Origin of the sequence: Pseudomonas taeanensis MS-3 (assembly GCF_000498575.2) — a bacterium.
GTDB classification, from domain to species: Bacteria; Pseudomonadota; Gammaproteobacteria; order Pseudomonadales; family Pseudomonadaceae; genus Aquipseudomonas; species Aquipseudomonas taeanensis.
On sequence record NZ_AWSQ01000002.1, the window covers coordinates 535,274 to 562,211 of the forward strand.

The 26,938-nt window shown below is 59.4% G+C and carries 25 protein-coding genes and 1 pseudogene; 18 read left to right on the forward strand and 8 right to left on the reverse strand.

Annotation, left to right across the window (positions count from 1 at the left end):
• Nucleotides 1–269: 269 nt before the first annotated feature.
• The 6 genes from fdxA to TMS3_RS10525 form a co-directional block, all read right to left on the reverse strand.
• The gene (gene fdxA / locus TMS3_RS10500; protein WP_025165235.1) at nt 270–593 is read right to left on the reverse strand and encodes a ferredoxin FdxA; all 324 of its coding nucleotides are present in this window, start codon (nt 591–593) and stop codon (nt 270–272) included.
• Between the two features lie 138 nt (nt 594–731).
• Complete coding sequence (gene mutS / locus TMS3_RS10505) at nt 732–3,311, reverse strand: DNA mismatch repair protein MutS (RefSeq protein ID WP_025165236.1); 2,580 nt, start codon at nt 3,309–3,311, stop codon at nt 732–734.
• Nucleotides 3,312–3,713: 402 nt separating this feature from the next.
• Nucleotides 3,714–4,601 (reverse strand): sterol desaturase family protein, encoded by an 888-nt coding sequence (locus tag TMS3_RS10510; protein WP_025165237.1) that lies wholly within the window; start codon nt 4,599–4,601, stop codon nt 3,714–3,716.
• A gap of 72 nt (nt 4,602–4,673) precedes the next feature.
• Nucleotides 4,674–5,306 (reverse strand): AraC family transcriptional regulator, encoded by a 633-nt coding sequence (locus TMS3_RS10515; RefSeq protein ID WP_235576631.1) that lies wholly within the window; start codon nt 5,304–5,306, stop codon nt 4,674–4,676.
• 201 nt (nt 5,307–5,507) lie between these two features.
• Nucleotides 5,508–6,902: a heavy metal sensor histidine kinase gene (locus tag TMS3_RS10520; RefSeq protein ID WP_025165239.1), complete on the reverse strand. Its 1,395-nt coding sequence runs from the start codon at nt 6,900–6,902 to the stop codon at nt 5,508–5,510.
• The gene (locus tag TMS3_RS10525; RefSeq protein WP_025165240.1) at nt 6,899–7,582 is read right to left on the reverse strand and encodes a heavy metal response regulator transcription factor; all 684 of its coding nucleotides are present in this window, start codon (nt 7,580–7,582) and stop codon (nt 6,899–6,901) included. Before TMS3_RS10525 ends, TMS3_RS10520 begins: the two co-directional genes overlap by 4 nt.
• Before the next feature lie 213 nt (nt 7,583–7,795).
• On the opposite strand from TMS3_RS10525, the gene TMS3_RS10530 reads away from it, so the two are divergent.
• From TMS3_RS10530 to recX, 17 genes and pseudogenes are all read left to right on the forward strand, one after another.
• Entirely contained in the window at nt 7,796–8,152 is a 357-nt protein-coding gene (locus TMS3_RS10530; protein ID WP_025165241.1) for a co-regulatory protein PtrA N-terminal domain-containing protein, read from the forward strand.
• 279 nt (nt 8,153–8,431) lie between these two features.
• On the forward strand, nt 8,432–8,968 hold the full coding sequence (locus tag TMS3_RS10535) for a cupredoxin domain-containing protein (protein WP_025165242.1): 537 nt from the start codon (nt 8,432–8,434) through the stop codon (nt 8,966–8,968).
• Nucleotides 8,969–9,069: 101 nt separating this feature from the next.
• The gene (locus TMS3_RS10540; RefSeq protein WP_025165243.1) at nt 9,070–9,330 is read left to right on the forward strand and encodes a DUF2933 domain-containing protein; all 261 of its coding nucleotides are present in this window, start codon (nt 9,070–9,072) and stop codon (nt 9,328–9,330) included.
• Nucleotides 9,331–9,333: 3 nt separating this feature from the next.
• Nucleotides 9,334–11,700 carry a heavy metal translocating P-type ATPase gene (locus tag TMS3_RS10545; RefSeq protein ID WP_025165244.1) on the forward strand — a complete coding sequence of 789 codons (2,367 nt, stop codon included), beginning with the start codon at nt 9,334–9,336 and terminating at the stop codon, nt 11,698–11,700.
• A gap of 49 nt (nt 11,701–11,749) precedes the next feature.
• Nucleotides 11,750–11,965 (forward strand): hypothetical protein, encoded by a 216-nt coding sequence (locus tag TMS3_RS10550; RefSeq protein ID WP_025165245.1) that lies wholly within the window; start codon nt 11,750–11,752, stop codon nt 11,963–11,965.
• A gap of 402 nt (nt 11,966–12,367) precedes the next feature.
• A complete protein-coding gene (locus tag TMS3_RS10555; protein ID WP_025165246.1) occupies nt 12,368–13,183 on the forward strand; it encodes a TlpA family protein disulfide reductase in 816 nt (271 codons plus the stop codon).
• 274 nt (nt 13,184–13,457) lie between these two features.
• A complete protein-coding gene (locus tag TMS3_RS10560) occupies nt 13,458–13,658 on the forward strand; it encodes a heavy-metal-associated domain-containing protein (RefSeq protein ID WP_025165247.1) in 201 nt (66 codons plus the stop codon).
• A 403-nt stretch (nt 13,659–14,061) separates the two neighbouring features.
• Nucleotides 14,062–14,268: a co-regulatory protein PtrA N-terminal domain-containing protein gene (locus TMS3_RS10565; protein ID WP_025165248.1), complete on the forward strand. Its 207-nt coding sequence runs from the start codon at nt 14,062–14,064 to the stop codon at nt 14,266–14,268.
• Nucleotides 14,269–14,478: 210 nt separating this feature from the next.
• Nucleotides 14,479–16,222: pseudogene (locus tag TMS3_RS10570) on the forward strand (copper resistance system multicopper oxidase).
• Between the two features lie 15 nt (nt 16,223–16,237).
• A complete protein-coding gene (locus TMS3_RS10575; RefSeq protein ID WP_025165249.1) occupies nt 16,238–16,552 on the forward strand; it encodes a hypothetical protein in 315 nt (104 codons plus the stop codon).
• Nucleotides 16,542–17,570, forward strand: a complete 1,029-nt coding sequence (locus tag TMS3_RS10580) for a copper resistance protein B (RefSeq protein WP_025165250.1) — start codon at nt 16,542–16,544, stop codon at nt 17,568–17,570. The genes TMS3_RS10575 and TMS3_RS10580 overlap by 11 nt, the downstream gene beginning before the upstream one ends.
• Before the next feature lie 9 nt (nt 17,571–17,579).
• Nucleotides 17,580–18,410, forward strand: coding sequence for a c-type cytochrome (locus TMS3_RS10585; RefSeq protein WP_025165251.1), 831 nt, complete (start codon nt 17,580–17,582; stop codon nt 18,408–18,410).
• Nucleotides 18,400–18,876, forward strand: coding sequence for a DUF411 domain-containing protein (locus tag TMS3_RS10590; RefSeq protein WP_025165252.1), 477 nt, complete (start codon nt 18,400–18,402; stop codon nt 18,874–18,876). The genes TMS3_RS10585 and TMS3_RS10590 overlap by 11 nt, the downstream gene beginning before the upstream one ends.
• Before the next feature lie 169 nt (nt 18,877–19,045).
• Entirely contained in the window at nt 19,046–19,297 is a 252-nt protein-coding gene (locus tag TMS3_RS10595) for a hypothetical protein (RefSeq protein ID WP_025165253.1), read from the forward strand.
• 234 nt (nt 19,298–19,531) lie between these two features.
• The gene (locus TMS3_RS10600; protein WP_025165254.1) at nt 19,532–20,044 is read left to right on the forward strand and encodes a CinA family protein; all 513 of its coding nucleotides are present in this window, start codon (nt 19,532–19,534) and stop codon (nt 20,042–20,044) included.
• A gap of 86 nt (nt 20,045–20,130) precedes the next feature.
• Entirely contained in the window at nt 20,131–21,174 is a 1,044-nt protein-coding gene (recA, locus tag TMS3_RS10605) for a recombinase RecA (protein ID WP_025165255.1), read from the forward strand.
• A gap of 11 nt (nt 21,175–21,185) precedes the next feature.
• Nucleotides 21,186–21,650, forward strand: a complete 465-nt coding sequence (recX, locus tag TMS3_RS10610; RefSeq protein ID WP_025165256.1) for a recombination regulator RecX — start codon at nt 21,186–21,188, stop codon at nt 21,648–21,650.
• Nucleotides 21,651–21,728: 78 nt separating this feature from the next.
• Here the strand turns inward: recX and TMS3_RS10615 are convergent, their stop codons facing one another.
• Both TMS3_RS10615 and TMS3_RS10620 read right to left on the reverse strand, forming a co-directional pair.
• The gene (locus TMS3_RS10615; protein ID WP_025165257.1) at nt 21,729–22,802 is read right to left on the reverse strand and encodes an LOG family protein; all 1,074 of its coding nucleotides are present in this window, start codon (nt 22,800–22,802) and stop codon (nt 21,729–21,731) included.
• Nucleotides 22,803–22,969: 167 nt separating this feature from the next.
• Complete coding sequence (locus tag TMS3_RS10620; protein ID WP_025165258.1) at nt 22,970–24,373, reverse strand: MBL fold metallo-hydrolase RNA specificity domain-containing protein; 1,404 nt, start codon at nt 24,371–24,373, stop codon at nt 22,970–22,972.
• Between the two features lie 130 nt (nt 24,374–24,503).
• Between TMS3_RS10620 and TMS3_RS10625 the strand changes: the two genes are divergently transcribed.
• Nucleotides 24,504–26,912 carry a phosphoketolase family protein gene (locus tag TMS3_RS10625; protein ID WP_025165259.1) on the forward strand — a complete coding sequence of 803 codons (2,409 nt, stop codon included), beginning with the start codon at nt 24,504–24,506 and terminating at the stop codon, nt 26,910–26,912.
• Nucleotides 26,913–26,938: the final 26 nt, after the last annotated feature.

The following is a 26,938-nucleotide window of genomic DNA, read 5'->3' on the forward strand; positions in this document are numbered from 1 at the left end:
TAGAGAGGGGGTGGTTGTCCGGGACGCGCTTATCATGGCTTGTGAGGAATCAGAAAAGCGCTAGTATTACACCTGTGTCAACGGACAGACACGGGTTGCTAAGGATGGTGACCAGGACAGTAGCGGGATGCAACTTCATCAGGATGATGAGCTAGGAAATAGAGGGAATAGGGACAAAAGAGTGGGCGGGTAAAACCGCCCCTTTTTTTGCCTGAAGAAAAGCAAAAGACCCGCACGAGGCGGGTCTTTTAGTCAGCGCCGAATGTGGTTCAGCGCTCCAGGTGTTGCAGTTTGTCTTTCACGCCATCCCACTCTTCGGCGTCTTCAAGCGCTTCTTTCTTTTCGGTGATGTTTGGCCAGACCTCGGCCAGATCGGCATTCAGCTCGATATATTCCTGCATGTCCTCGGGCACTTCGTCTTCGGAGAAGATCGCCTGGGCTGGGCACTCCGGTTCGCAGAGTGCGCAGTCGATGCACTCGTCCGGGTGGATCACCAGGAAGTTCGGGCCTTCGTAGAAGCAGTCAACCGGGCAGACTTCCACGCAGTCGGTGTATTTGCACTTGATGCAGTTGTCGGTAACGACGAAGGTCATGGTCTGATTATCTCCTAGGGCAGCGTTCTGCTCCCTTTATGTGCAGGGCTTGCAGACGTTCAGTAGTAGCCACGGCTCAGGCTGTAACCGGGCAATCGTAAAAATGCGCGCGATTCTAACAGCTTGTGTGTTTATGCGTTAGATGCGTGTCTTCCATGTATATAACAGCTCAAGTGCTCGACGTGGCGTTAGATCATCGGGGTTGATTTTCGATAATTCTTCCAGCACGGGGTGTGGCAGGCTGGCGAACAGATCGCTCTGTTGCGGTGTGCTTGCCTGGCCAGGCTCTTGGTGTGGCAAGTCGTGGGGCAGGCTGGTGGTTTCCAGCCTGGCCAGGTGTTCACGGGCACGCAGGATCACGGGGTTGGGTACACCGGCCAACTGCGCTACGGCTAAACCATAGCTCTGGCTGGCGGGGCCGGGCAGAACGTGATGCAAGAACACGATGCGTTCGTTATGTTCGGTGGCGTTGAGGTGCACGTTGGCTACGATCGGTTGGCTTTCCGGTAGCACGGTGAGTTCGAAATAGTGGGTGGCGAACAGCGTATAGGCCCGCAGGTGGGCCAGTTGCTCGGCGGCGGCCCAGGCCAGCGACAGGCCATCGAAGGTGCTGGTGCCACGCCCGACTTCGTCCATCAGCACCAGGCTGCGTTCGGTCGCGTTGTGCAGGATGTTCGCGGTCTCGCTCATCTCCACCATAAAGGTCGAGCGGCCACCGGCCAGGTCGTCGCTGGAGCCGATGCGGGTGAAGATGCGGTCAACCAGGGACAGTTCGCAGCTGGCCGCCGGGACGAAGCTGCCGATATGCGCGAGCAAGACGATCAAGGCGGTCTGGCGCATATAAGTGGATTTACCGCCCATGTTCGGCCCGGTGATGATCAGCATGCGTGTCGCATCATCCAGGCTCAGGTCATTGGCGACGAACGGCGTGGACAACACTTGCTCGACCACCGGGTGGCGGCCTTGCTCGATGCGCATGCAGGGCTCGTCGACGAAACGCGGGCGATTCAAATCGAGATTCAAGGCCCGTTCGGCCAGGTTGCTCAGCACATCCAACTCGGCCAGGGCGGCGGCGCTGTCTTGCAAAGGAGCAAGATGGCTGATCAAGTGTTCCAACAACTCGTCATACAGCAGCTTCTCGCGGGCCAGGGCGCGGCTCTTGGCCGACAGCGCCTTGTCCTCGAATTCCTTGAGCTCCGGGGTGATAAAGCGTTCGGCGCCTTTGAGGGTCTGCCGACGGATATAGTCGGCGGGTGCCTGTTCGGCCTGTTTGCTCGGCAGCTCGATGAAGTAGCCGTGCACGCGGTTATAGCCGACCTTGAGATTGGCCAGCCCGGTGCGAGCTTTTTCCCGGGTCTCCAGGTCCATCAGGTACTGCCCGGCGTTTTCGCTGAGCGACTGCAGTTCGTCCAGCTCGGCGTCGTAGCCGGTCTTCAGAACGCCGCCGTCCCGGATTACCGCGGGAGGATTGTCGATCACCGCGCGCGCCAACAGCTCGGCTAACTCGGGGTAGGTACGTACCGTGTCGGACAGCTCACTCAGGTGTGGCGAGTCCAGTTCCGCCATGGCCGTTTGCAGCTCTGGCAGGGCCGCCAAGGCGTCACGCAGACGCGCCAGATCCCGTGGTCGGGCATTGCGCAGGCCGATACGGGCAAGGATGCGCTCCAGGTCGCCGATTTCCTTGAGTTGTGGCTGCAGGGTCTCGAAGCGATAGCGCTCAAGCAGACAGGCGATTGAGCCTTGGCGCGCCTCCAGCACCACGCGATCGCGCAGTGGTCGATTCAGCCAGCGACTGAGCAGGCGGCTGCCCATGGCGGTCTGGCAACGGTCGACCACCGATTGCAGGGTGTTGTCGCGACCGCCGGCGAGATTCACGTCCAGCTCCAGGTTGCGCCGGCTGGCGCCGTCGAGGATCACCGTGTCGTCGAGGCGCTCATGGCGCAGGCTGCGCAGGTGCGGCAGGGCGGTGCGCTGGGTTTCCTTGGCATAGCCGAGCAGGCAGCCGGCGGCGCCGATAGCCAGGGTCAGGTTCTCGCAGCCGAAGCCCTTCAGGTCCTGAGTAGCAAACTGCTGGCAGAGGCTTTTGAGCGCCGAATCACGCTCGAAGTCCCAGGGCGCACGGCGCTTGGCGCCGCGGCGTTTTTCCGCTGGCAGGCCCTGTGGCCAGTCATCCGGAATCAACAGCTCGACTGGATTGAGGCGCTCGAGTTCGGCCAGCAGGTTTTCCCAGCCATTGATCTCCAGCACGCTGAAGCGGCCGCTGGTGATATCCAGCACGGCCAGGCCGAACAGGCGCTCGTCGCCCAATACCGCGGCCAGCAGATTGTCGCGGCGTTCATCGAGCAAGGCTTCATCGCTGACCGTGCCGGGGGTGATGATGCGCACCACCTGACGCTCCACCGGGCCTTTGCTGGTCGCCGGATCACCGACCTGCTCGCAGATCACCACCGACTCGCCGAGCTTGACCAGCTTGGCCAGATAGCCTTCGGCGGCATGGTAGGGAATCCCGCACATGGGGATGGCCTGGCCAGCGGATTGGCCACGCGCGGTCAGGGTGATGTCGAGCAACTTGGCCGCCTTCTTGGCGTCCTCGTAGAAGATCTCGTAGAAGTCGCCCATGCGGTAAAACATCAGCTGATCCGGGTGCTGATTCTTCAGTCGCCAGTATTGCTGCATCATCGGGGTATGAGCGGATAAATCCTGAGTAGCCATATTCATCAGATAGTTAGCGCAAGTCTTTAAAATTCGTGGGGCGGATTTTGGGGTTGTTCGCCAGGCGTTGTGCATGCCGTAGCAGGTGGTTGCGACCCGTTGAGCGACGGGTTGGCTATCCAATTTGAATAGAGCCAGACCCGCATGTAGATGCCTCGCGCCCCAACTGTTTAGAAATGGGCGCAAGGGTATCACGGGCTGCCGATCACAAGCAGGTGCTGGTGGGCGGCGTTGGGTAGCGCTGATCGTTAATCGCCGCAGGAAGGGGCCCCGCCCGCTGTTCTAGGGTTGCCTGCGCTGGGGTTTACGACTCTGAGGGGGGTAGAGGCACGTGTCGAACAGCTACTCAGGGATTACAGGCAGCATGAGCCGTCGGCGACGACTATCAATGCTGGTATCCCCACAATTCTAACCAGCTTTCCTGCTTGCCAACCCCTGTTTGCCACTCGTAATGAAAGGCTCGACCAACTGTCCTAGGTAGTCGGTCGGGTACTGCTCATCACGCAGCCCGACCTCGGCGCTAGCCAGCTTGCCTGCGCTGTCATAGAAGCTGCCCAGCAGGTGGTCCCAGATCAGCAGAAACTCACCGAAATTGACTTGAGCATCCTCAAAGTCGCGTTTGTGATGCCAGCGATGGGTTTCTGCCACGCCAATCACTTTTCGCAGCCAGCCTAAGCTGTAGTCGAGGTTGGCGTGCTGAAAGGCCAGGTGCACCGTGAGGATGCCGAACCAAGTGGCTACCACGGCAGCTGGAGCGCCCATCATGAACAAGAGCAGTAGGCCCGGCCCCGCCATGATGGCCGCGTGCAGGGGGTGCCGACGCTCGCTATTCATCCAGTACAAGCGCTCAGCGCTATGGTGGGGGGCATGCAGGTGCCACAGCCAGGGTAGGTGATGGCTCAGGCGATGCATGCCGTACAAGCTGAGGTCGAGGATGATCGCCACGATAATCAGCTGACCCCACAGCGGAAGAGTAGTGGGGAAGGTGCTCAGCGCATCAGGAAACCAATCGCCAAGCTGGGCCAGGATGGTCGCGGTGAACTGGATCACCGACAGATTGACGATCAGGTGTATGAGGTCAGTCCGGGTGTCCTGATGATCCTCCAGCCAGTCCTCCCTAAAGGGCTGCAGTCGCTCCAGCAGAGCGATCAGAAGGATGCCGCCCGCCGCGATGAGCGGAGTGGTTGGCCAGTAGGGAATGTCCGCATAGAGCATGCCGATCATCGCGGCTGCCGCGCCAGCGAAGATCAAGGGGTAACTGAACCAGCGAATGATGAATCTGAGTGAGTTGCTCATCGTGCGTCCTCCGTTCGATGGCTATCACTCTGCTCTGGTTGCCTGGTCTGCGCTTGAACGAAAAAGCTGTGTTCAGCCGCGTAGGCTGACATGCCCAAGCGCAGAAGATGGATCGATACCGAAAAGGCTGTGGAAAGTATGGGAAAAGTGCGCCGCATCGGCAAACCCAGCGCTATGTGCGGCTTGGGTGAGGTTGTCGCCACTGGCGATGTGCTGGAGGGCCACGATCAGGCGCACCCACCTGCGATAGCTGCGCAGCGGCAAACCCGTCTGTTTGACGAACCAATGGGAAAAGCGGGTGGGCGATAGGTGTACCAGTTGAGCCAGTTCCTGCCGATCATTCAGCGACTCGTTTAATGCCGAAAATACCGCGAGCAGTCGTGTATCTGGGACAGGCATGCACTCCAGGCGAAGGACGTTGCGCACCTCGTCCCGAATGTGCTGAGCCGAGGTGCGGGGCTCGTGCAGAAGCGTTTGCAGGGCTGTACTGTCGTTTACCTGGATCGAGGCGAGGCCCGTCCCAGGCTCAATCGACAGCGCTCGGGCCTCAGCAGACAGGGCATCCAGATAAATCGATAAAATCTCATCTGCTTCGATCTGGTGAACGACGCCTGCGGTGATGCAGACGGCATTGGCGCTGACTGAGGCGGTCTGGCTGTTAACCGTCAGTCTGGCGCCCAGATTGATGGTGATCTGATGAGCCATATGGCTGTGCCAAGCATGGCTACCGACTCGCCCCAGAAAGATACCCAGTCCGGGTGATATCCAGGCTTTTCCGTGCCAGCAGACGCTATGGGGAGAATGCACGGCGATACTCCTCGACTGTCAGGCTTCAGCATTCGACTGACGCCGTTATTAACCGGTCTTCTACCAGGGCGCCGGAGTTCAGCTCGCTTTGCTCTGTGCTCATTGAGACTCTGTCGAGCCTTCAGGCCGAGGAAACTGCATATGGAACACGGTCTGTCCATCGGCTGAGGTGCACCAGATCTTGCCCTGGTGCGCCTCGATGATGGAGCGAGTGATGGCCAGGCCGAGCCCGGCATTGCTGGGGCTGCCTTCGCGGCGGGCAGGGTCCGCACGGTAGAAACGGTCGAACAGGCGTTCAAGGTGCTCGGGTGGAATGATCTCACCCGGGTTCTTCACGGTCAGCTGGGTGCACTGCGTGGTCTGATTGATACTTACCGTGATGGTATGGCCTTCTGGTGTGTAACGAAGCGCATTGGACAGCAGGTTGGAAATGGCGCGGTGGAGCATCAGCACATCACCCTGCACTTCTCCGGAGCCGGTCACCTTGAGCTCGATATTATGTTCGTCAGCCAGCAGGCGGTAATACTCACACAGCGTGCCAATTACCTCTTCGAGGGCAATCTTCTGATGCTCTGGAATGATCAAACCGTTGTCTGCCTTGGCCAGAAAAAGCATGTCATCGATCATCCGCGACATGCGTTTCAAGTCATCCAGATTCGAATACAGGTTCTCCTCGTAGTCCTCTATGTTGCGCTTCCTGGACAGCACCACCTCGGTATGGGTCATCAGGTTGCTGACGGGTGTGCGCAGCTCGTGTGCGATATCGGCGGAGAAATTGGAAAGTCGTACAAAGGCTTCATCCAGGCGTGCCAGCATGGCGTTGAAGGAGGAAACCAGTTGTTGCAGTTCTAGAGGCACCGGTGCCAAGGGAATACGTTCCTTAAGCGACTTGGCCGACATGGCGGCCGCTACCGCCGTCACATGACGCAAAGGGCCTAAGCCACTGCGGGCCAACAGCCAGCCCAGTGCGGCGCTGACCAGGGCGCTGATGATCAGGCCAATCGCGAACCAGCGCTCCAGTGCATCGAAGAAGTACATGTGCTGGGTCACGTCGAGCACCAGCATCAGGGTCAGGGGCGACTCCTGCCCAGGGCCCTTTACCTGTCGGGTCAGACCACGAAACACTTGTTGCTGATCATGCCACTCCCAGATGGCGTTGCCGGCGATGACGCTGAAGCGCTCTGGAAGATTGACCGGTCCTGGATCGGCGAACAGCACCCGGCCGTTGTGGTCTTTGATAATGGCCGTCAAGTCTCTGTGGGCGCCCAGCAAGGCACTCAGTTGAGGTTTCAGCGCCGCAAAGTTGTCGAGGCTGGTCAGCTCTCCGAGTATGCCTTGGACCGCGTGGGCCTTTTCCAGCAGCTCTTGCCGATCCAGGGATTTGAAATGATGACGGCTGAGGTGGTTAAAACTGAGCCCGGCCACGATCAGTACGCCAGTCACTGCGAGCATGAACATCAGGCTCAAGCGTGTGGTCAGGGATAGGCGCCTCATTTGCTCTCCGGGGCGTCCAGCATGTAACCCATGCCGCGAGCGGTGTGGATGAGTTTGGGTTCGAAGTCGTCATCGATTTTCGCCCGCAAGCGCCGGATGGCCACCTCGATGACGTTGGTGTCGCTATCGAAGTTCATGTCCCAGACTTGTGAGGCAATCAGCGACTTTGGCAGCACTTCGCCGCGCCGACGTAGCAGCAACTCCAACAAGGCAAATTCCTTGGCGGTCAGATCAATGCGTTTTCCTGCACGGGTGGCTCTGCGTTTGAGTAAATCCACATCCAGATCGGCAACCTTCAAGTGGGTCTGGGTGGGGCTGTTGTTGCCGCGGCGCAAGAGGGTTCTAACCCGTGCGAGCAGCTCAGAAAAGGCGAAAGGTTTGATCAAGTAGTCGTCAGCGCCCAGTTCGAGCCCTTTTACCCGGTCTTCCACCCGGTCGCGGGCGGTGAGGAACAGCACCGGAACATCCTTGCCCGCCGCGCGCGCCATGCGCAGCACTTCCCAGCCATCCAGGCCCGGCATCATGACATCGAGGATCAATAAGTCGTACTCCTCACTCAGTGCATGCTGCAGCGCATCCGTGCCGGTGGTAACCCGATCGACGTTGAACCCTGCTTCTCTGAGCCCCTGCTGTAAGTAGGTGCCGGTTTTCGGCTCATCCTCAGCTACCAATAGTCTCATGCGGTTTTACTCAAACGAATGTCGGCCCGAGTGTGCAGTGAAACGCTCTAGCCAACCAGAGCCTGACAGAAATGTAATCCGCGCTTCAGGCCGCTGTCAGGGAGAGTTGTCTAGGGTGAGTTCATGAGCACTGGATATGTGCTTCTCCGGCATCTTGCACTCACTATGCAGAAGACTGTTGGTGTACGGGAAACTTAAAATGAGGGGCGTCCCATGAAACTTATGAAATCTCTGCTGCTGATTGTTTCAATCTTGATGGCAACTTCCGTCTGGGCAGAAGGTGGCGGTGATCGAACTTTTGAGCGGATAGAAGAGCTAAGGGATCGTGCAGAGGCTGTACTGATTCAGGCGGAACAAGCGGCACCGGGCCAGCGCCATGTACACATGGCTGAACATATGGAAATGCTGGGCGATATAATGAAGCAGTTGCATGAGAACCATCCCGACCCATCGATGAGCACGGAACAGCATCTGGCCTGGATGGAGCAGCACGACAAGTTGGTGGACGATGTGCTCAACCAGATGGTGCGTGAGCACAAGTTAATGATGAACGAGTACATGCACAAGTAAGTTTTCCCATCTTCTAGGCCTTTCGTGATTGCTCCTTTGGCCTGGCGGCGCCTATATGGCGCCGTGCTTTTTTGTGCGGTTATTAAAATTAAAGTGCGGGCCAGGCTGCTGGCTGTTTGTATAAGTGAGCGTTGTTCCGCTAGTCGTACTTAATATATAGATATTGTCTCTGCTTTCAGTGCGGATACTGACAATAATGTAGTTTTCAGGTCATTAAACTGGCAGCTGGCTGTCTATAGCATCATTGGTGTATTACCCAATACGACTTGAGGTTTAACCATGAACGCTCGACGCTGTTCCTTTCTCTTAGCCGTATTCACCTGGTCAGCCGCATCTGCAGCGATGGCCGGAGCAGGGCATGTGCAAGAAGATATCGGTAGGCCTGGCCCGGTGTCAGCAGCGGACCGCACGATCGAAATAAGAATGGGGGACATTTTCTTTGCACCCACAAATATCGCTATCAAACCTGGAGAAACTGTTCGATTCGTTCTTTTAAACGAAGGCTCACTTCTGCATGAGTTCAATATTGGCACAGCCGTAGCACATGCCGCTCATCAGAAAGAGATGATGAGCATGTTTCAGAACGGAACGCTCAGCTTCACTGGTAAGGGGTCAGGCATGGGTGACATGAGTCACGCCATGGGCGGGATGAAAATGGTCGGGATGGAGCATAACGATCCCAACAGCGTCTTGATCGAGCCTGGCGCAACCGCAGAGCTGGTCTGGACGTTCGCCAAGAACACTCGTCTTGAATTCGCCTGCAACGTTCCGGGTCACTATCAGTCCGGGATGGTCGGTCAGATTAAAGTCAAGTAATGACACCTTGATGAGTGTCAATACATCGCAGCGGGCGTTGTCTAGCATCACTGATATAGAGCTGAACAAAGCCCGACTGGATGAACCAAGGAGAGTGAGTGATGACCCATTTGCCTAAGCCGGCCGATCCCTCCCCATCCTTCTGGCGCAGCAAAGCTGCTGTAGCGCTGATGATGTTGCTGGTCATCGGCGTGTTCTATCTGCTGCGCGAGCACTACAACCATGCCTCGCAGGTGTTGCCCTACCTGCCTTACCTGATTCTGCTGCTGTGCCCCTTGATGCACCTGTTTGGGCATAAGCACGGAGGGCATGCGCCGCACCGTGACACAACAGATGACTCCACCGACGATACCAGGAAGTAGCGCATGCACAGTTCTGCGAGCCACCACCATCCCGCTCACTCCAAGCCGGGTGAACCACAACAGCAAGGGCTGACGGATCCGGTGTGCGGCATGACTGTCAGCGGCGATAGCCAGTTCGCTGAACAGTTCGAAGGACAGACCTATCGTTTCTGCAGCCAGAAGTGTCAGGACAAGTTTCGTGCTCAGCCGCAGTCCTACGTCGGCCCTCAGGCCGCGGCTGAGCATGCAGGGCATGCGCCCCATGAGACGCCTGAGCCGATAGCGCAGGCGGCTGAGTACACCTGCCCCATGCATCCTGAAATCCGCCAGCCCGGCCCTGGTACCTGCCCCAAATGTGGCATGGCGTTGGAACCGGTCATGCCCGAACTGGATGAAGAGGAAAATCCTGAGCTCAGGGATTTTTCCCGCCGTTTCTGGTGGACGCTGCCGCTGACGGTGATCGTGACGGTACTGGCGATGGCCGGTCATACGTTGCAGATTTTTCATGGTGCGACGCAAAACTGGGTCGAGCTGATCATCGCCACACCCGTGACCCTATGGGCGGGCTGGCCTTTCTTTGTTCGCGGCGTGGCATCCGTGCGCCATCGCAGCCCGAACATGTGGACCCTGATCGGCCTCGGTACATCGGCGGCCTATCTGTACAGCGTGGCGGCAACCTTGTTCCCGCAGCTATTCCCGCAAACCTTCATGCAGGACGGGCGTATTGGGGTCTACTTCGAGGCGGCCGCGGTCATCATTTCCCTGACCCTGCTGGGACAAATGCTCGAACTCAAAGCGCGCTCGCAAACTTCAGCGGCGATCAAGTCGCTGCTGGGACTGGCGCCAAAAACGGCCCGGCGGATCAATGCGGATGGCCAGGAGGAGGACATCCCCCTTGCCCACGTCCATCAGGGCGACCATCTGCGAGTCAGGCCGGGTGAGAAAGTACCGGTCGATGGCAGTGTTCTGGAGGGGGAGAGCGCCGTCGATGAATCCATGCTGACGGGTGAGCCCGTGCCGGTGATGAAGAGGGCAGGCGATACGCTCATTGGCGCCACGCTCAATACTCACGGCAGCCTGGTCATGAGTGCCGAGAAGGTCGGCAGCGAGACCACGCTGTCGCAGATTGTGCAGATGGTCGCTCGTGCGCAGCGTTCGAAAGCGCCCATGCAACGTATGGCGGACACCGTCGCCGGCTATTTCGTGCTCGGGGTCATCGCTATCGCGATACTGACCTTCTTCGCTTGGGGGCTGTTCGGTCCAGAGCCCGGTTGGGTGTTCGGCCTGATTAACGCAGTGGCCGTATTGATCATCGCCTGTCCCTGTGCCCTTGGCCTGGCCACACCCATGTCGATCATGGTGGCTACTGGCAAGGCCGCCAGCAGCGGTGTGCTGTTCAGGGATGCCAGCGCCATCGAGAACCTCTGCAAGATCGACACACTGATCGTCGACAAGACCGGCACCCTGACTGAGGGGCGGCCGGTTTTTCATAGCGCGGAGGCGACTGCCCAGTTCGATTCAGTAGAGGTGTTGCGCCTGGCTGCCAGTCTCGATCAGGGCAGCGAACATCCTCTGGCGCATGCCATCGTCGACCATGCTCGTGCCCAAAGGCTCGAGTTGAGCAAGCCGGACTCATTCGAGTCCGCCTCCGGTATTGGTGTGAGCGGCCAGGTAGACGGTGCAAACCTACAGCTGGGCAATAGCGCCCTGATGGCGGATGCGGGGGTGGACATCGCGCCGCTGAGAAATCGCGCCGAGCAGCTACGCCTCGAGGGTATCAGCATCATCTACCTGGCAGCCGATGGCGTGTTGGCGGGGCTGCTGGCGGTGTCGGATCCGGTCAAGCCGACCTCTCAAGAGGCAGTAAGCAGGCTGCAAACCGAGGAGGTGAAAGTCATCATGGCGACCGGCGATGGCCTCACTACCGCACGGGCTGTAGCAAAGCAGCTGGGCATCGACGAGGTGCATGGCGAAGTCAAACCTCAAGACAAGGAGCGTTTGGTAGCCGACCTGCAGGCCTATGGCCGGCGTGTGGCAATGGCGGGGGATGGCATCAACGATGCCCCAGCGCTGGCCCGGTCCGACGTGGGCATTGCCATGGGCACCGGCACCGATGTGGCGATGAACAGTGCTCAGGTGACCCTGGTCAAGGGTGACTTGATGGGGATTCTGCGTGCGCGAACCTTGTCAGTCGCCACGGTGAGGAACATGCGCCAGAACCTGGGGTTTGCCTTTCTGTACAACGCGATGGGCATTCCACTTGCAGCCGGGCTGTTGTATCCACTCACCGGCCTCTTGCTGTCGCCCATGATTGCCGCGCTGGCTATGAGCGTGAGTTCTGCTTCGGTGGTGTTCAATGCACTGCGTCTACGGCGTGTGGTAATCGGCTGAAAGTGGGAAAAGCTCAACTGATCTCTAAACAATCGCTCGGAGACGAACAATGCATGACTCTACGATGTGGCCATTTGGGCCATTGATGATGCTGGTCGTTGCAGGGCTGATTATCCTGCCTTTCTGTTTCATCTTTCGGAAGGCGGGGTACTCGCAGTGGTTGGGGTTGCTGATGATCGTGCCGGTCATCAACTTCATTCTTCTGTATTTTCTGGCGTTCTCAGAGTGGCCAACAAACAGAGTGCGCGGGAGTTCGCGCGATTGAGCGGATGCGTCCTCTATGGGTAGGGGGCAGAGGGTGTTTTTGCAATAAACGCGCAACCATGCCGCTGAACTGAGTCCTTAGGGACGCTCTGAAAGAGACGGCCTTATTTTGGCAAAATACCCGGACTCCACCCGCTGAGTTTTCCGATGAAGCTGATGAGCTTCGCTGATGCCGAGTGCGCCGGCACGCGCAGGCAGACCCGAGCCTGTTAATTATTTGGCCTGCGACCTGTACGCTTAGTCGGTTAACGCAGGTGCAAGTGGTCGAGGTTCCGAGACAAGGCGCTGCGACGAGTCATGGCGGGCTATGGCGAGGAGCGACAACGCAGTATCGGGTCCTCCGCGCCGAAATTAACTAATTTGAACTCGCCACACAGGCCACTAGTGCCTGGGAGTATCGTTGATGCTGACCGTCAACCTGGGGCCGCTGACCATGGGCGTCCCTCATCTACTGCTGATCGGCAGTCTGCTGCTGGCCATGCTGACCGGCTGGTGGGTCGGTCGGGCCAGCGCGCGCAACCCCGAACAGCAGGTATTCCGGCTGCTGCTGGTCGCCTTGTTGGTGGCGCGTCTGGCCTTCGTGGTGGGGTATTTCGAACACTACCAGGGCGAACTCTGGCGAGTGATAGACATTCGCGACGGCGGCTTCATCGCCTGGCCCGGCATAATCGCGGCGCTGCTGCTGGGCAGTTGGCAGGCCTGGCGTGACCGTGGATTGCGCAAGCCGCTCGGCGTGGCGCTGGCGGTCGGCGTGCTGAGCTGGGGCTTCGGCAGCCTCGCTTGGCATGCCTTCGAGCAAGGCACGCGCCTGCCCGAACTGGCACTGCGCGATAGCAGCGGTGCTCCAGTAGCGCTGCAGGATTATCGGGGCAAGCCGTTGGTGATCAACCTCTGGGCGACCTGGTGCCCACCCTGTCGGCGGGAAATGCCAGTGTTGGCCGAGGCTCAGGCCAGGAAGCAGGCACTGACCTTTCTGTTCGTCAATCAGGGCGAGGGCGAAGACGAAATCCGCCGCTTCCTCGATGCCGCCGGGCTGAACCTGCAAAATGTCCTGCTCGACAGCGACGGACGGCTCGGCCAGCAGGTCGGTTCCATGGCCCTGCCCACTACGTTGTTCTACGACGCCGATGGCCGCCAAGTAGGCAGCCACCTCGGTGAGTTGTCCCGCGCGAGCCTCGCTCGCGCCCTGGAACAACTGGAGCAGGGTGCCCAGCCATAAGGCAGTTCAAGTCCGTCCCTATAGTGCTGGTGGCCATGAGTCTGCTGGGCTTGCCGGCTGCCGCCTCTCTGGCGGAGGAACTGCCGGAACCAATCAATACGGTCGAAGCCCACGGCGCGATAATCATTGGCCGCTTCGATGCGCCGAGTGGTCTGCAAGGTTATGCCGTTCGCTACACCGGATTAAATACGACTAGACGGGCTTGACCTTGCCATGAGGTCAAGGTTGATGCTGCAGGTGTGGCAATGGCGCCACCTAGCAAGAGGGGCACGTTATGTTCGTTTTGGAAGTCTCTGGAATGGGTTGTGGCAGTTGCGTCAGCAAAATCACCAAGGCGATCCAGGCTATGGATCATGACGCCAGGGTCGAAGTGGACCGTGCGGCTGGCAGGGTGATGGTTGAGAGCGATGAGAGCCCGCAGCACATCCGCTCATTGATTGAAGAGTTGGGTTATCCCAGCAAGGTCAGTGCCTGAGGATGTGAGCAGCGTTGTTCCTATCGATTCAGGTAACTGCATTCAGCGCCCGTTCTAAGCAGGCGTCAGAGACGTGGGGGCACAGTGATTCGTTGCTGTCGAGCCCCCGCACAATTGCTCGAGCTCGTGCTCGACCGCGCAGTTTCCTGTCAATAGGTCGGTTACACGGCAAATCACACACTTTGGAGGGACGCTGTCTGTTTCGCATCATGGCCATGGTGCTCAAACAAGCGCGTCAGAGCGTAACGCACGCGAGGCGCAATCTGACAGAACTGTAATGCCCACCTCAGCGTTCTGACAGGGCCTGCGCGTTAAGGTTACTTCGAGTTTGAAGCTCAGCCCTAAGTGCCACGTCGAGATGTGGCGTCGATGGGCTAACCGAATCGTACTTGAGGATACCCAAATGAAAGTTATGAAAACTCTCTTCGTAGTCGCCGCTCTGAGCCTTTCCTCCTTGGCCATGGCCGAAGGTGGTGCCGAGCGAACCCTTGCGCGAGTCGAGCAGGTTCAGCAAGCGTCGTCGCAAGTCGAGCAAGTTGCCCAGGCGCAGAAGAACCAAGCGCCCGTGGCCAAAAGCAAAGCCAAGATGACTGACCACGCCAGCTGCTGATCTTTGCAGGGCGTGCCCAAGCTGACAGAAATGTAATCACCCGGACGGTCTAACTGTGGCAGTTTCTAGGCTCGCTGGCCGCGCGCATTTATCTAAGTCATTGCTGGGGCGAAGTGGGGGAGCAGCCTTCCCGAGCGAGCCCCTAAACCTGCAAGTCTGCGCGCTGGCTATTCAGCACTGATTTCCTTTGATCGATTGGACATAAACGGCATGCAATCCAAAACCTCGAGGCGAACGTTCGTCAAAGGCCTGACCGCCGGCGGCATACTGGCAGGTCTAGGCCTGTGGCGAGCCCCAGCCTGGGCAGTAGTCAGCCCAGGCCAGCCGAACGTGCTCAGTGGCACCGATTTTGAACTGTTCATCGGCGAAACTCCGGTGAACATCACCGGTTCGTCACGTACCGCCATGACCATCAACGGCAGCCTGCCCGGGCCACTGCTGCGCTGGCGCGAGGGCGATACTGTCACCCTGCGGGTGCGCAATCGCCTGAGCGAAGACACCTCGATCCACTGGCACGGCATCATCCTGCCAGCCAACATGGACGGTGTGCCCGGCCTGAGCTTCCATGGCATCGCGCCCGATGGCATGTACGAATACACGTTCAAGGTTCATCAGAACGGCACCTACTGGTACCACAGCCACTCGGGCCTCCAGGAACAGGTGGGGGTCTATGGGCCGATCGTGATCGATGCCAAAGAGCCGGAGCCGTTCCAGTACGACCGCGATTATGTGGTGATGCTGAGCGACTGGACCGACGAAGACCCCTCGCGTGTCATGGCCAAGCTGAAGAAACAGTCGGACTACTACAACTTCCATAAACGCACCGTCGGCGACTTCATCGACGACGTCAGCGAGCAAGGTTGGTCCGCGGCCGTGGCCGATCGCAAGATGTGGGCCGAGATGAAGATGAGTCCCACCGACCTCGCCGACGTCAGCGCGTACACCTACACCTACCTGATGAACGGCCAGGCGCCCAACGGCAACTGGACCGGTATCTTCAAGCCGGGTGAGAAGATCCGTTTACGCTTCATCAACGGCTCGGCCATGAGCTATTTCGATGTGCGCATCCCAGGCTTGAAGATGACCGTGGTGGCCGCCGATGGCCAGCACGTCAACCCGGTCAGCGTCGATGAGTTCCGTATCGCCGTGGCGGAAACCTATGACGTGGTCGTTGAAACGTCCAGCGCCGAGGCTTACACCATTTTCGCCCAGTCCATGGACCGCACCGGTTATGCCCGCGGCACCCTGGCCGTGCGTGAAGGGGTGAGCGCTCCAGTGCCTGAACTCGATCCGCGCCCGTTGATCGGCATGGGCGACATGGGCATGGACCACGGCAGCATGGGTGGCATGGCTGGCANNGGGCGACATGGCCGGCATGGACCACAGCAAGATGGCTGGCATGGGTGGCATGGCTGGCATGAGCGGCCAGATGCAATCGCACCCGGCGTCCGAGACCAACAACCCGCTGGTCGACATGCAGACCATGATGCCAACCCATAAATTGAATGATCCGGGCATGGGCTTGCGCGACAACGGTCGTCGTGTGCTGACCTATGCCGACCTCAGGAGCACCTTCGCCGATCCGGACGGACGCGAGCCTGGCCGTACCATCGAGCTGCACCTGACCGGTCACATGGAGAAGTTCTCCTGGTCGTTCGACGGCATCGAGTTCTCCAGTTCGGAGCCTGTGCGGCTCAAGTACGGCGAGCGTCTGCGCATCACCCTGGTCAACGACACCATGATGACTCACCCCATTCACCTGCATGGCATGTGGAGCGACCTGGAAGATGAGAACGGCAATTTCATGGTGCGCAAGCATACCATCGACATGCCGCCAGGCTCGAAGCGCAGCTACCGGGTGACTGCAGACGCGCTAGGTCGTTGGGCCTACCACTGTCACCTGCTGTTGCACATGGAAATGGGCATGTTCCGTGAAGTCCGTGTGGATGAATAATAAGGGAGACCAATGATGAGCAAATTTCTCAATCGTAAAGCGCTGGTCGCTAGCGCCTTAGTGCTCGGTTTACTGAGTGTTGTACAGGTGCCAGGCGCGCTTGCATCCGGCGGTCATGCAGAGCATGCGCACGGCGCGGCGCCTGCCGCCGACAAGGCCGCCTCCCAGCATATGGGCCATGCCGCTGACGCTCAGAAAATGGATCACGCCGCCATGGCCAATGGCTCCATGGCGGATGCCACGATGGATCACAGCAAGATGGCGCATGACACCAAGAAGCATGAGCACAACGCCAACCAGGCTGCGGCGGATAACCATCATGACCAGTAGGCTTTTTCGACCGACCCTGATTGCCCTGGCGGTCTCGCTAGGCACCGTGACGGCCGGCATGGCCAGCGCTGCCGAGCCAATGGATCATTCGATGCACTCATCTGCGGCCGCGCCGGCGGCGGACGAGGCACAGCCCGCATCGACGACTAAACCCTCCTCGGCCAAACAGTACGGCGGCGAAGGCGCCCCGATGGACCATGCGGCAATGGGGCATGGCGCTATGCAATCCACGCAGTCCGGCCAAATGGGCGCCATGGATCACAGCAAGATGGACCAAGGTGGTGCACAGGACGCTCCGCGCACAACCAGTCGCACGCCGATTCCAGTGCTGACCGATGCCGACCGTGAAGCCGCGTTTCCGCCGTTGGCCGGTCATGCCGTGCATGACGACGCGATTAATTCGTTCTTCCTGCTCGATCAGCTGGAGTATCAGGCCGCCGATGAAGGCAGCGTACTCAGTTGGGACGCTTCAGGCTGGATCGGCGGGGATATCGACCGTTTGTGGTTGCGCTCCGAAGGTGAGCGAACCAATGGCGTGACCGAAGATGCAGAAATCCAGGCACTCTGGGGGCACTCCATCGGCCCCTGGTGGGATGTGGTCGGCGGGGTCCGCCAGGACTTCAAACCCAGCTCGCCACAGACCTGGGCGGCCTTCGGTCTCCAGGGCATGGCGCTCTATGCCTTCGAAGCTGAGGCCACGGCCTTTATCGGCGAGAACGGCCAGACTGCCGCGCGTCTGGAAGGCGATTACGACATCCTGCTGACCAACCGCCTGATTCTGCAGCCCACTGCTGAAGTGAACTTCTATGGCAAGAACGACCCTGCGCGCGGTATTGGTTCCGGGCTGGCAAATACCGAGGTGGGCCTGCGCTTGCGTTATGAAATCCGCCGCGAGTTCGCTCCCTATATCGGGGTGACCTGGAATCGCGCCTACGGCAATACTGCCGATTTGCTGCGCGAAGAAGGCGGTGATGTGAGCGAGGCGCGCTTTGTCGCCGGTATTCGGATGTGGTTTTGAGAACCTGACATGAAAAGAACAATTAAAACCTTGCTTGCAGCCAGTGTCGTCGCCGGCGCTGCGGCCACCGCCGGTGCCTACTTTGGCCTGGTCAACGTCGGTGCCGATGATCCCCACTTCCCGGCCGTGCATGCTTTTTTGAGCATGGCCCGTGATCGCTCTATCGAGGTGCGCTCGCGGGATATCCAGGTGCCTGATCTGGATGATGAGGCGCTGATCCGTGCCGGGGCCGGTAACTACAACTCGATGTGCATCGGTTGTCACCTGGCGCCTGGTACAGCCGAAACCGAGTTGAGCCAGAGTCTCTACCCCGCACCGCCGAACTTGACCAAGATGGGTGTCGATGGCAACCCGGCGGCGGCCTTCTGGACCATCAAGCATGGCATCAAGGCCACTGGCATGCCTGCTTGGGGCAAGAGCATGGGTGATCCGTATATTTGGGGAATGGTCGCCTTCCTGCAGCAATTGCCGACGCTTGATGCGCAGCAGTATCAAGCGCTGGTTGCCTCCAGCAGCGGTCACCAGCATGGCGGCGGTGAGACTATCATGCACAACCATGAAGGCCAGCACGGCGGCGCAGAAGCGGCAGGCGAAGACCACCATGCCGGTGAGATGGCTGGCACGAGTCAGCATGACGCGGCAGTTGAAGATCATCACGCCGGCGAGGCGGCTGGTGCCAGTCACCATGACGCGGCAGTCGAAGATCACCATGCCGGCGAAAAGGCAGGCATGAGTCATCATGACGCCGAGCCAGCAGCTGACAAGCCTGCACCCAAGTCCAAACTGGCTGCCAATTCCCACACCCATGCCGATGGCAAGGAGCATCTCCATGCCGACTAAGGGACGCCTTCACAAGGGGCGATTACTGCGTGTCGCCGCATTGGCTGCATTGTTCAGCGGCTCTGCGGCGCAAGCGGCTGATCCCCTGAGCATCGATGTGCATCGCGACGCCAACTGTGGCTGCTGCAAGAAATGGGTCGCACACCTCGAGGCCAATGGCTTCAAGGTCATCGACCACGTCGAATCGAACATGACTGCAGTCAAGCAGCGCCTCGGCGTTGTTCCGCGCTTGGCCGCCTGTCACACAGCTGTGATCGATGGGAAATTCGTCGAAGGGCACGTCCCAGCGGCGCAGATCGTGGCGCTGAGCAAGCGCTCCGACCTGCTTGGGATCGCTGTACCGGGCATGCCGGCCGGTTCTCCTGGCATGGAGGTCGGCGGGAAACAGCAGGCCTATCAGGTCATCGGCTTGAGCAAGACCGGTGTCGATCAAGTGGTTGCGGAGTATCCGGCAACTAACCTTTAGTCGGTCAGTTGCTGCTCGGTCATCCGGATAGGGTGATCGAGCCTACTTCTTGAGTCTCTACAAATCTGCCTTTGACGTCGACTAAGCGATTGCTGGCTGCATCGTTGCCCTAGCGGGTCCGGATAAAATGCGTAGAATGCGCGCCCTTTTTCACGAACAGGAGCGCTCGATGAGCTTTAATTTGGCTAACCAATCCGCTGAAGTGCGCAATGCCGGTGAGGACGAGAAGTCGCGTCTTTTTCAGCTGTGGCAGCAGAACCTGCATCGTGCCAAGGTCGATGCGGCGCGACTGGTTGGCGAGAAGGCCAAGCGCAAAGGCAAGTGGGAGGAGTGGCTGCGAAGCCAGCTTGGGGACATGTCGCCACCTGAATACGCAAGCATGGTTCAGCGAGAGGTCAGACGGTTGATAGCTAACCGTTGATGCGAGGCGATTAGCCACCAGCATGTGCAGCAAAGATTGCCATCGTGTACCACCTGCGCTGTAGTCTGGTATGACTCGAGGGCCTCAGCGTCCCGCCCATTCAGCGCCACCTCTGGATAGCCGGGTCTGCACCATGGCGAGGTTGCACTGGCTCGCTGAGCAACAATTAGCCTGCGGCACCCAAATGCTTGGTCTAGGGTTTTTCTCTAGCCCGCGTTCACTCCCGGAATTCAGATGACTGAAAACGATCAACGTGTGACTCAACTGGCGACTGAGTTGGGTATGCGCCTAGTTGCCATCAAGGCTCAAGTGACTACCGCCGAATCCTGTACCGGCGGTGGGATTGCCGAGGCCATTACTCGGGTTCCTGGTAGCTCCACCTGGTTCGAGGCCGGTTACGTCACCTATTCCAATGTGCAGAAGAATAAACAGCTGGCGGTGCCTGAGCAGTTGTTTGCCTCCGTGGGAGCGGTCAGCCGTGAGGTGGTCGAAGCCATGGTGCGTGGCGCCCAGACCAGCAGTGGCGCGCGCTACGCGGTGGCGGTTAGTGGCGTCGCGGGCCCGGATGGCGGCTCGCCGGACAAACCGGTGGGCACCGTATGGCTGGCCTGGGGCGATGCTGAAAGGGTGTTTAGCGTGCGCCGCCAGTTTGCCGGTGATCGCGCCGAGGTTCGCCGACAAACGGTTGAGGCCGCGCTAGAGGGGCTGCTGCGTCTTACCACAGAAGAAAATCCAATACTGGGGTAGGCGGGCGACTTGCCCTATGGAATAATACTGTCTACTTATACAGTTGTTGGTGGCCGTCAGGCCCTCTTGATCACGTGAGGACTTCAATGGACGAGAATAAGAAGCGCGCCTTGGCGGCAGCCCTGGGCCAGATTGAAAAGCAGTTTGGCAAAGGTGCGGTGATGCGCATGGGCGATCATGATCGTCAGGCGATTCCGGCCATTTCCACCGGTTCGCTGGGGCTGGATATCGCGCTGGGCATTGGCGGTCTGCCGAAAGGTCGGATTGTCGAAATCTACGGCCCTGAATCCTCCGGTAAAACCACCCTGACCCTGTCGGTGATCGCCGAAGCGCAGAAGCTTGGCGCGACCTGCGCGTTCGTCGATGCCGAGCATGCGCTCGACCCCGAATACGCCGGAAAACTGGGCGTCAATGTCGACGACCTGCTGGTGTCGCAGCCGGATACCGGCGAGCAGGCTCTGGAAATCACCGACATGCTGGTGCGTTCCAATGCCATCGACGTGATCGTCATCGACTCGGTGGCGGCGCTGGTGCCGAAGGCGGAAATCGAAGGCGAAATGGGCGACATGCACGTGGGCCTGCAAGCCCGCCTGATGTCCCAGGCGCTGCGCAAGATTACCGGTAACATCAAGAACGCCAATTGCCTGGTGATCTTCATTAACCAGATCCGTATGAAGATCGGGGTGATGTTCGGCAGTCCGGAAACCACGACTGGCGGTAACGCCCTGAAGTTCTACGCCTCGGTGCGTCTGGATATCCGCCGCACTGGTGCTGTGAAAGAGGGCGATGAAGTAGTCGGTAGCGAAACCCGGGTCAAGGTGGTTAAAAACAAGGTCGCGCCACCGTTCCGTCAGGCCGAATTCCAGATCCTTTACGGCAAGGGCATCTATCGCAACGGCGAGATCATCGATCTGGGCGTGCAACAGGGCCTGCTGGAGAAATCCGGTGCCTGGTACAGCTACCAGGGCAGCAAGATCGGTCAGGGTAAAGCCAACTCAGCCAAGTACCTGGAAGACAACCCAGAAATAGCCCGCACCATCGAAGGTCTGATTCGCGAGAAGTTGCTGGTTCCCGCCACGCCGTCGAAAACCACTGCCGCTGATCTGGTTGCCGCAGAAGCAGACGCCTGATCTAGCCGGGTATGTCCGTCGTTCTCGATAACCCCGTCGCCGTGCGACGGGCGGCCATGGATCTGCTGGCGCGACGCGAGCATGGGCGCGTTGAGCTGACGCGCAAACTGCGCAAACGTGGCGCCTCCGCCGAGCTTATCGACACAGCCCTCGACCGCCTGGCGGAAGAGGGCTTGTTGTCTGAGGCGCGTTATCTGGAGAGCTTTGTCAGCTACCGCGCGCGCGCCGGTTACGGGCCGTTGAGGATTCGTGAGGAGTTGGTGCAGCGGGGGTTGGCGCGCGAGGATATCGAACAGGCGTTGCGCGACTGCGGGATCGATTGGCGTGAGCAACTGGAGCAGACCTGGCGCCGCAAGTTTGCCGGTCAGTTGCCTGGCGACACCCGCGAGCGTGCCCAGCAAGGGCGCTTTCTCAGTTATCGCGGTTATCCCTTGGAGCTTATTGGACGCCTGCTGCGCGGGACATTGGATGATTAGCGGGGCTGTTGTCCTTAAGCCAAGCATGCGGCGCATGGCTTAAGGCATGCCCTGGGCTGTCCTATCGCAACGATAGGATCAGCAGGCCCAGTGCTGGGGTTGGTTGATCAGGTTGAGCAGTTCACGCAAGCGCCCGTGGTCGCGACCGTTGAAGGCGAAGGCTAAACGAGTCAGGTGGTGTAGCTCGGGCTCGTCCTGTTCCGCCTCAGCAGCTGGCTGCTGCCGGAACTCGCCGTTCAGGCACAGACCGCTGAACTCATGATTCAACTGCTGGATAGCCGCATCGCTAAGGGCGTGATTAAGGCGGATTACGAAGCGATCCTTGAGCAGGCGGCTGGAGTGATAGTTACGATAAAACTGGGCAATTTCCTCAGCTGCCTCTTCGACGCTGTACACCACTCGCATCAGGTTCATGTCGTTCGCCAGGATGTAACCGTTGCCTTGCAACTGCTTCTCGATAAATGCGATGGCCTCTTTCCAAAAGCTACCACCGGGTTGATCGAGTAGCACCACGGGCACCAATGGGCTTTTACCCGTTTGCATTAGCGTCAGCACCTCCAAGGCCTCATCCAATGTGCCAAAGCCGCCAGGACAGAGCACGAGCGCATCGGCTTCTTTAACGAAAAACAGTTTGCGAAGGAAGAAGAAGTGGAAAGACAACAAGTTCCCGCTACCTTCGACTGTGGCATTTGCGCCTTGCTCGAAGGGCAAGGCGATGTTGAAGCCCAGGCTGTATTCCAGGCCGGCACCTTCATGGGCAGCCGCCATGATGCCGCCACCGGCGCCAGTGACGACCATTAGGCCGTGGCGCGCCAAGGTGGCGCCGAGATTGCGGGCCAGGGCATAGATGGGGTGATCTACAGGTGTGCGAGCCGAGCCGAATACGGTGACTTTGCGCCGTCGTTTGAATTGTTCCAATGTGCTGAAGGCGTGTTCCATCTCGCGCAGGGTTTGCAGCATGATCTTGGCGTCCCAGCGGTTGCGGTCGGCCTGTGCCATGCGTATCACGGTAGTCAGCATGTCCCGATAGAGTTGCAGGTTCTGGCTGCTGCTGGGGGCGACCAGGTTGATCAGCTCGTCGACTTTATTCGTCAGATCGATACCAGTGGTTTGAAAGTGACGGGATAGGTAATCGTCCGGTTCATAAGGCATTCAACTTCTCCTTTCTGGATGCCGGCCGGATCTTTTCAATTCCCTGAAAAGCCCAGCGCTTTTTAAAGTATGGCTGGGCCGTGAAAATTTGTTGGAAAAGCGCCGAGCAGCCTGCAGGGAAGGCGGCAGGCTTTTGTCAGCGAGTCTGGTGCACAGAAGCGCCCGGTTCAGATAGCGACTTGTTCGCCTTGATCGGGGATAGTAGCAATCCAGTTGAGGCGTTCGCGCAGTGCCTGTTGCAGTGCTTGAGTTTTTTCCAGCTCGCCATGCACCAGATACAGCTCGGGGTGATGGTCGAAGTGTTTGACCCAGTCGATCAATTGCGATTGCCCGGCATGGGCAGAGAAGCCGCCTAGAGTGTGCACCTTGGCTTTCACCGTGATGTGCTGCTGCAGCACCTTCACCGTGTTGGCTCCATCGACGATGGCTCGCCCTAGCGTTCCCCTGGCCTGAAAGCCTGGGAACACCAGGTGGCACTCATTGCGCCAGAGGTTGTGTTTAAAGTGGTGCACGATACGTCCGCCGGTACACATGCCGCTGCCGGCGATGATGATGGCGCCACTCTTGATCCGGTTGATCGCCATGGAGTCCTCCGGGTTAGGCGTGCAACGCAAGATCGGCAGCCAGTCCTCGATGCGTTTACGCCCTTTACCTTTAGGAACTGTCGGGTCGGTTATGTCGAACTGTTCGTGGTAGCGCGAGTAGATGGCGTTAGCGCGGATGGCCATGGGGCTGTCGAGAAACACCGCCTGCTGCGGAAGGCGACCTTCCTGATAAAAACGACCCAGGTAATAGATCAGATCCTGGGTACGGCCCACGGCGAACGAGGGGATCAGCACGTTGCCGCCATCCTTGTGGGCCTGTTGCAGAATCTGTGCGAGCTCGTCGAGGGTCTCGCCGTTGGGGCGGTGATCACGGTCACCGTAGGTCGACTCGAGTAGCACCAGATCGGCGCGATCGAGGGCGGCAGGTTCATGCATCAGGGGTGAGCAGGTGTTGCCCAGGTCGCCAGAAAATACCAGGCGGCGGGTCAGGTGATGGTCTTGGATTTGCAGTTCAACGATCGCCGAGCCGAGGATATGCCCGGCATCGTGAAAGGTCACCTGCACACCCTTGGCGACCTCCTGGCATTCGCCATAGGCGAGCGGACGACGCAGTTTCAGGGTCTGCTCGGCATCTTCTATGGTGTACAGCGGTTTGATTGCCGGCTTGCCTTTACGGGCGCGCCATTTGTTCTCCCATTCGGCATCCTTTTCTTGAATGTGCGCCGAGTCCAGCAACATCAATTCCATCAGCTCGCAGCAGGCGTCGGTGGCGAATATCGGTCCACGGTAGCCGGCGGCAGCCAGGCGTGGCAGCAGGCCGGTGTGATCCAGGTGCGCATGGGAAATCACCACGGCATCGAGGCTCAGTGGGTCGAAGGCAAAGGGGCCGCGGTTACCTTCGTCCTCCTCGCGGCGGCCCTGGCGCATGCCGCACTCTAGCAGTACCCGCGCGCCATCGCGGCTTTCGATGAGGTAGCAGGAGCCGGTCACCTGTTGGATGGCGCCGAGAAAAGTCAGCAAGGCCATGTCTGGATCCTCATTTAATTACAGGGCAATGACATCAGCTTGCTGCGAATACCTGTACCAGGTGTTGACCTGAGTCAGCTTCAGTACCTGTCACAGCGCCTAGGCTAGGGATAATTGCCGGAGGTTCCCCATGTCCCAGTTATTACCGAGTAGCAGCGAACTGGCGGAGCATGCTCGAGTCGAACCCAGCTTTGCCGACTGGCAGCAGGGTTACGGTCCTTTTGAGCATAGTCCGCAGACCTGCGCGGCAGTCTACCGCCTGGCCCATCAGTTGGTTCAGGCAGGGCTGCAGCCCGATCTGGCGAGTATCTATCGACATTTTCAGGCCCTGGATCGCCTGAGCGCAGCGGGTCTTTGGTTGGTGGTGCATATGACCTATGCGCAACGCGTGCGAGTGGATGGCCAGCCCCTGCAGCACGATGACTTCAAGGTCGCACCGGAGGGCCATACTGGCGGCGCACTGAATATGGTGCCGGGCTATGCCGCTTATCTGGCACTGAATGGGCTGACGGGCACCACCCGTAGCTGGTTGATGGGCCAGGGGCACTGTGTGGCGGCCATCGAGGCCCTCAACTTGCTGACGGCCAACCAGCACCCGGAGCAGGCCGAGCGCTACAGTTGCGATGAGCAGGGCATGAGCCGCTTGGTGGCGGATTTCTACAGCTACACGCAGGCGGCAGACGGCAGTGTCGGCGTGCCACTGGGTAGCCACGTCAATGCACACACGGCCGGTGGTATCTCCGAAGGTGGCTACCTGGGCTTTGCCGAGCTGCAGTACGCTCATATGCCCTTGCCCGGGGAAACCTTGGTGGCGTTTCTTTCCGATGGTGCGGCCGAAGAACAGCGTGGCAGTGACTGGATGCCGCGCTGGTGGCGAGCCGAGGATTGTGGCATCGCCCTGCCGCTGATGATCGCCAATGGCCGACGTATCGAACAACGCACCGAGCTGGGTACGCGTGAAGGGTTGGAAGGGTTTCGCCAGCACTTGCGGCTCTGCGGATTCGACCCGATCAGTTTCGATGGTCGCGACCCGGCGGCATTCGTCTGCGCCCTGTGGGAGATGGAGCTGCGTATGGCGCACCGCGTGCAGGAGTTGCAAAGCGGCATCCTGCACTACCCGTTACCGATACCCTATGGCATTGCCGAAACCGAAAAGGGCTTCGGCTTCTATGGTGCCGGCAGCAATGCTGCACACAACTTGCCACTGCCAGGTAACCCTCATGTGGATGCGCAGGCGCGAGGGTTATTCAATCAACATGCCGCGGCACTCTGGGTTGAACCTGTCGAGCTTGAACGAGCGCGTGCGTTGTTTGCCAGCGGCAGGAGCGAGCGCCCGCTTGAGCGCGATCATACCCTGACAGTACGCCATCCACCCCTGCCGCACCTGCCAACCTTGCACTATCGCGCCGAGCCGTGCTCGCCGATGGAGGCTCTGGATCGCTTTTTCGTCGAACTGGTACAGGCCAATCCGCAGTTACGGCCACGGGTCGGTAACCCCGACGAGCTGGCCAGTAATCGTCTGGGTGGGGTGCTCAAAGCGCTCAAACACCGGGTCTGTGAGCCAGAAAGCGAGATGGAGGCGCTGGATGGCGCAATAATCACCGCGCTCAACGAGGAGGCGGTGGTCTCGGCCTGCCTGGCCAACCAGGGTGGGCTGAACCTGGTGGCGAGTTACGAGGCGTTCTGCGTGAAGATGCTCGGTGCGGTGCGGCAGACGTTGATCTTCGCTCGCCAGCAGAAAGAGGCCGGTCGCCCTGCAGGTTGGCTTGGCTGGCCATTGGTGGCCACCTCGCATACCTGGGAAAACGGCAAGAACCAGCAGTCGCATCAGGACACCACGTTTTGCGAGGCCTTGCTCGGTGAGATGGGCGACATGCTGCGGCTGTTATTTCCCGCTGACCATAATTCCCTGCTGGCGTTGTTACCTTCGATCTACCAATCCCGCGGCCGGTTGGCTTGCCTGGTCGTACCCAAGCGCGAGCGGCCAGTGCAGTTTGACCGCAGTCAGGCCGAGCAGCTGGCCCGTGACGGGGCCATAGTGCTAGATGAGCAGATGGCAGCAGAGGAGCCGTTGTTACTGGTGGCCACCGGCAGTTATCAGTTGGCGGAAATGCGCCGTGCAGCTGTTCGACTGAGCGGTGCGGGGTGCGCGTGGCGGCTGATTTATTTACAGGAGCCGGGCCGCTTTCGAGCGCCGCGGGACCGCTTCGAGGAGGCCGTGGTGGCCGATGAGGCGGTGCGCGATGCGCTGTTCCCGCCGCAGTACACGCGCCGGGTATTGCTCACCCATATGCGGGCGGAAGTGGCGCGTGGGTATCTTTGGCCGATTCTGGGGGAGGCACGCAACAATCGCGTACTGGGCTATCGTAATCAGGGAGGCACCCTGCACGAAGCTGGGCTGCTGTTTGCCAATCGAGCCAACTGGGCCTGCGTACTGGAAGCATCGGCTCAGTTGCTGAATGTGCCCTTGGGCGATCTGCTGACCGAGCATGAGCGGGCCGCGCTGGTGGGTAAGGATGATCCGGCGTGCCTGTATTGATCGGGTGTGCGGGAGGTAAAGGACGG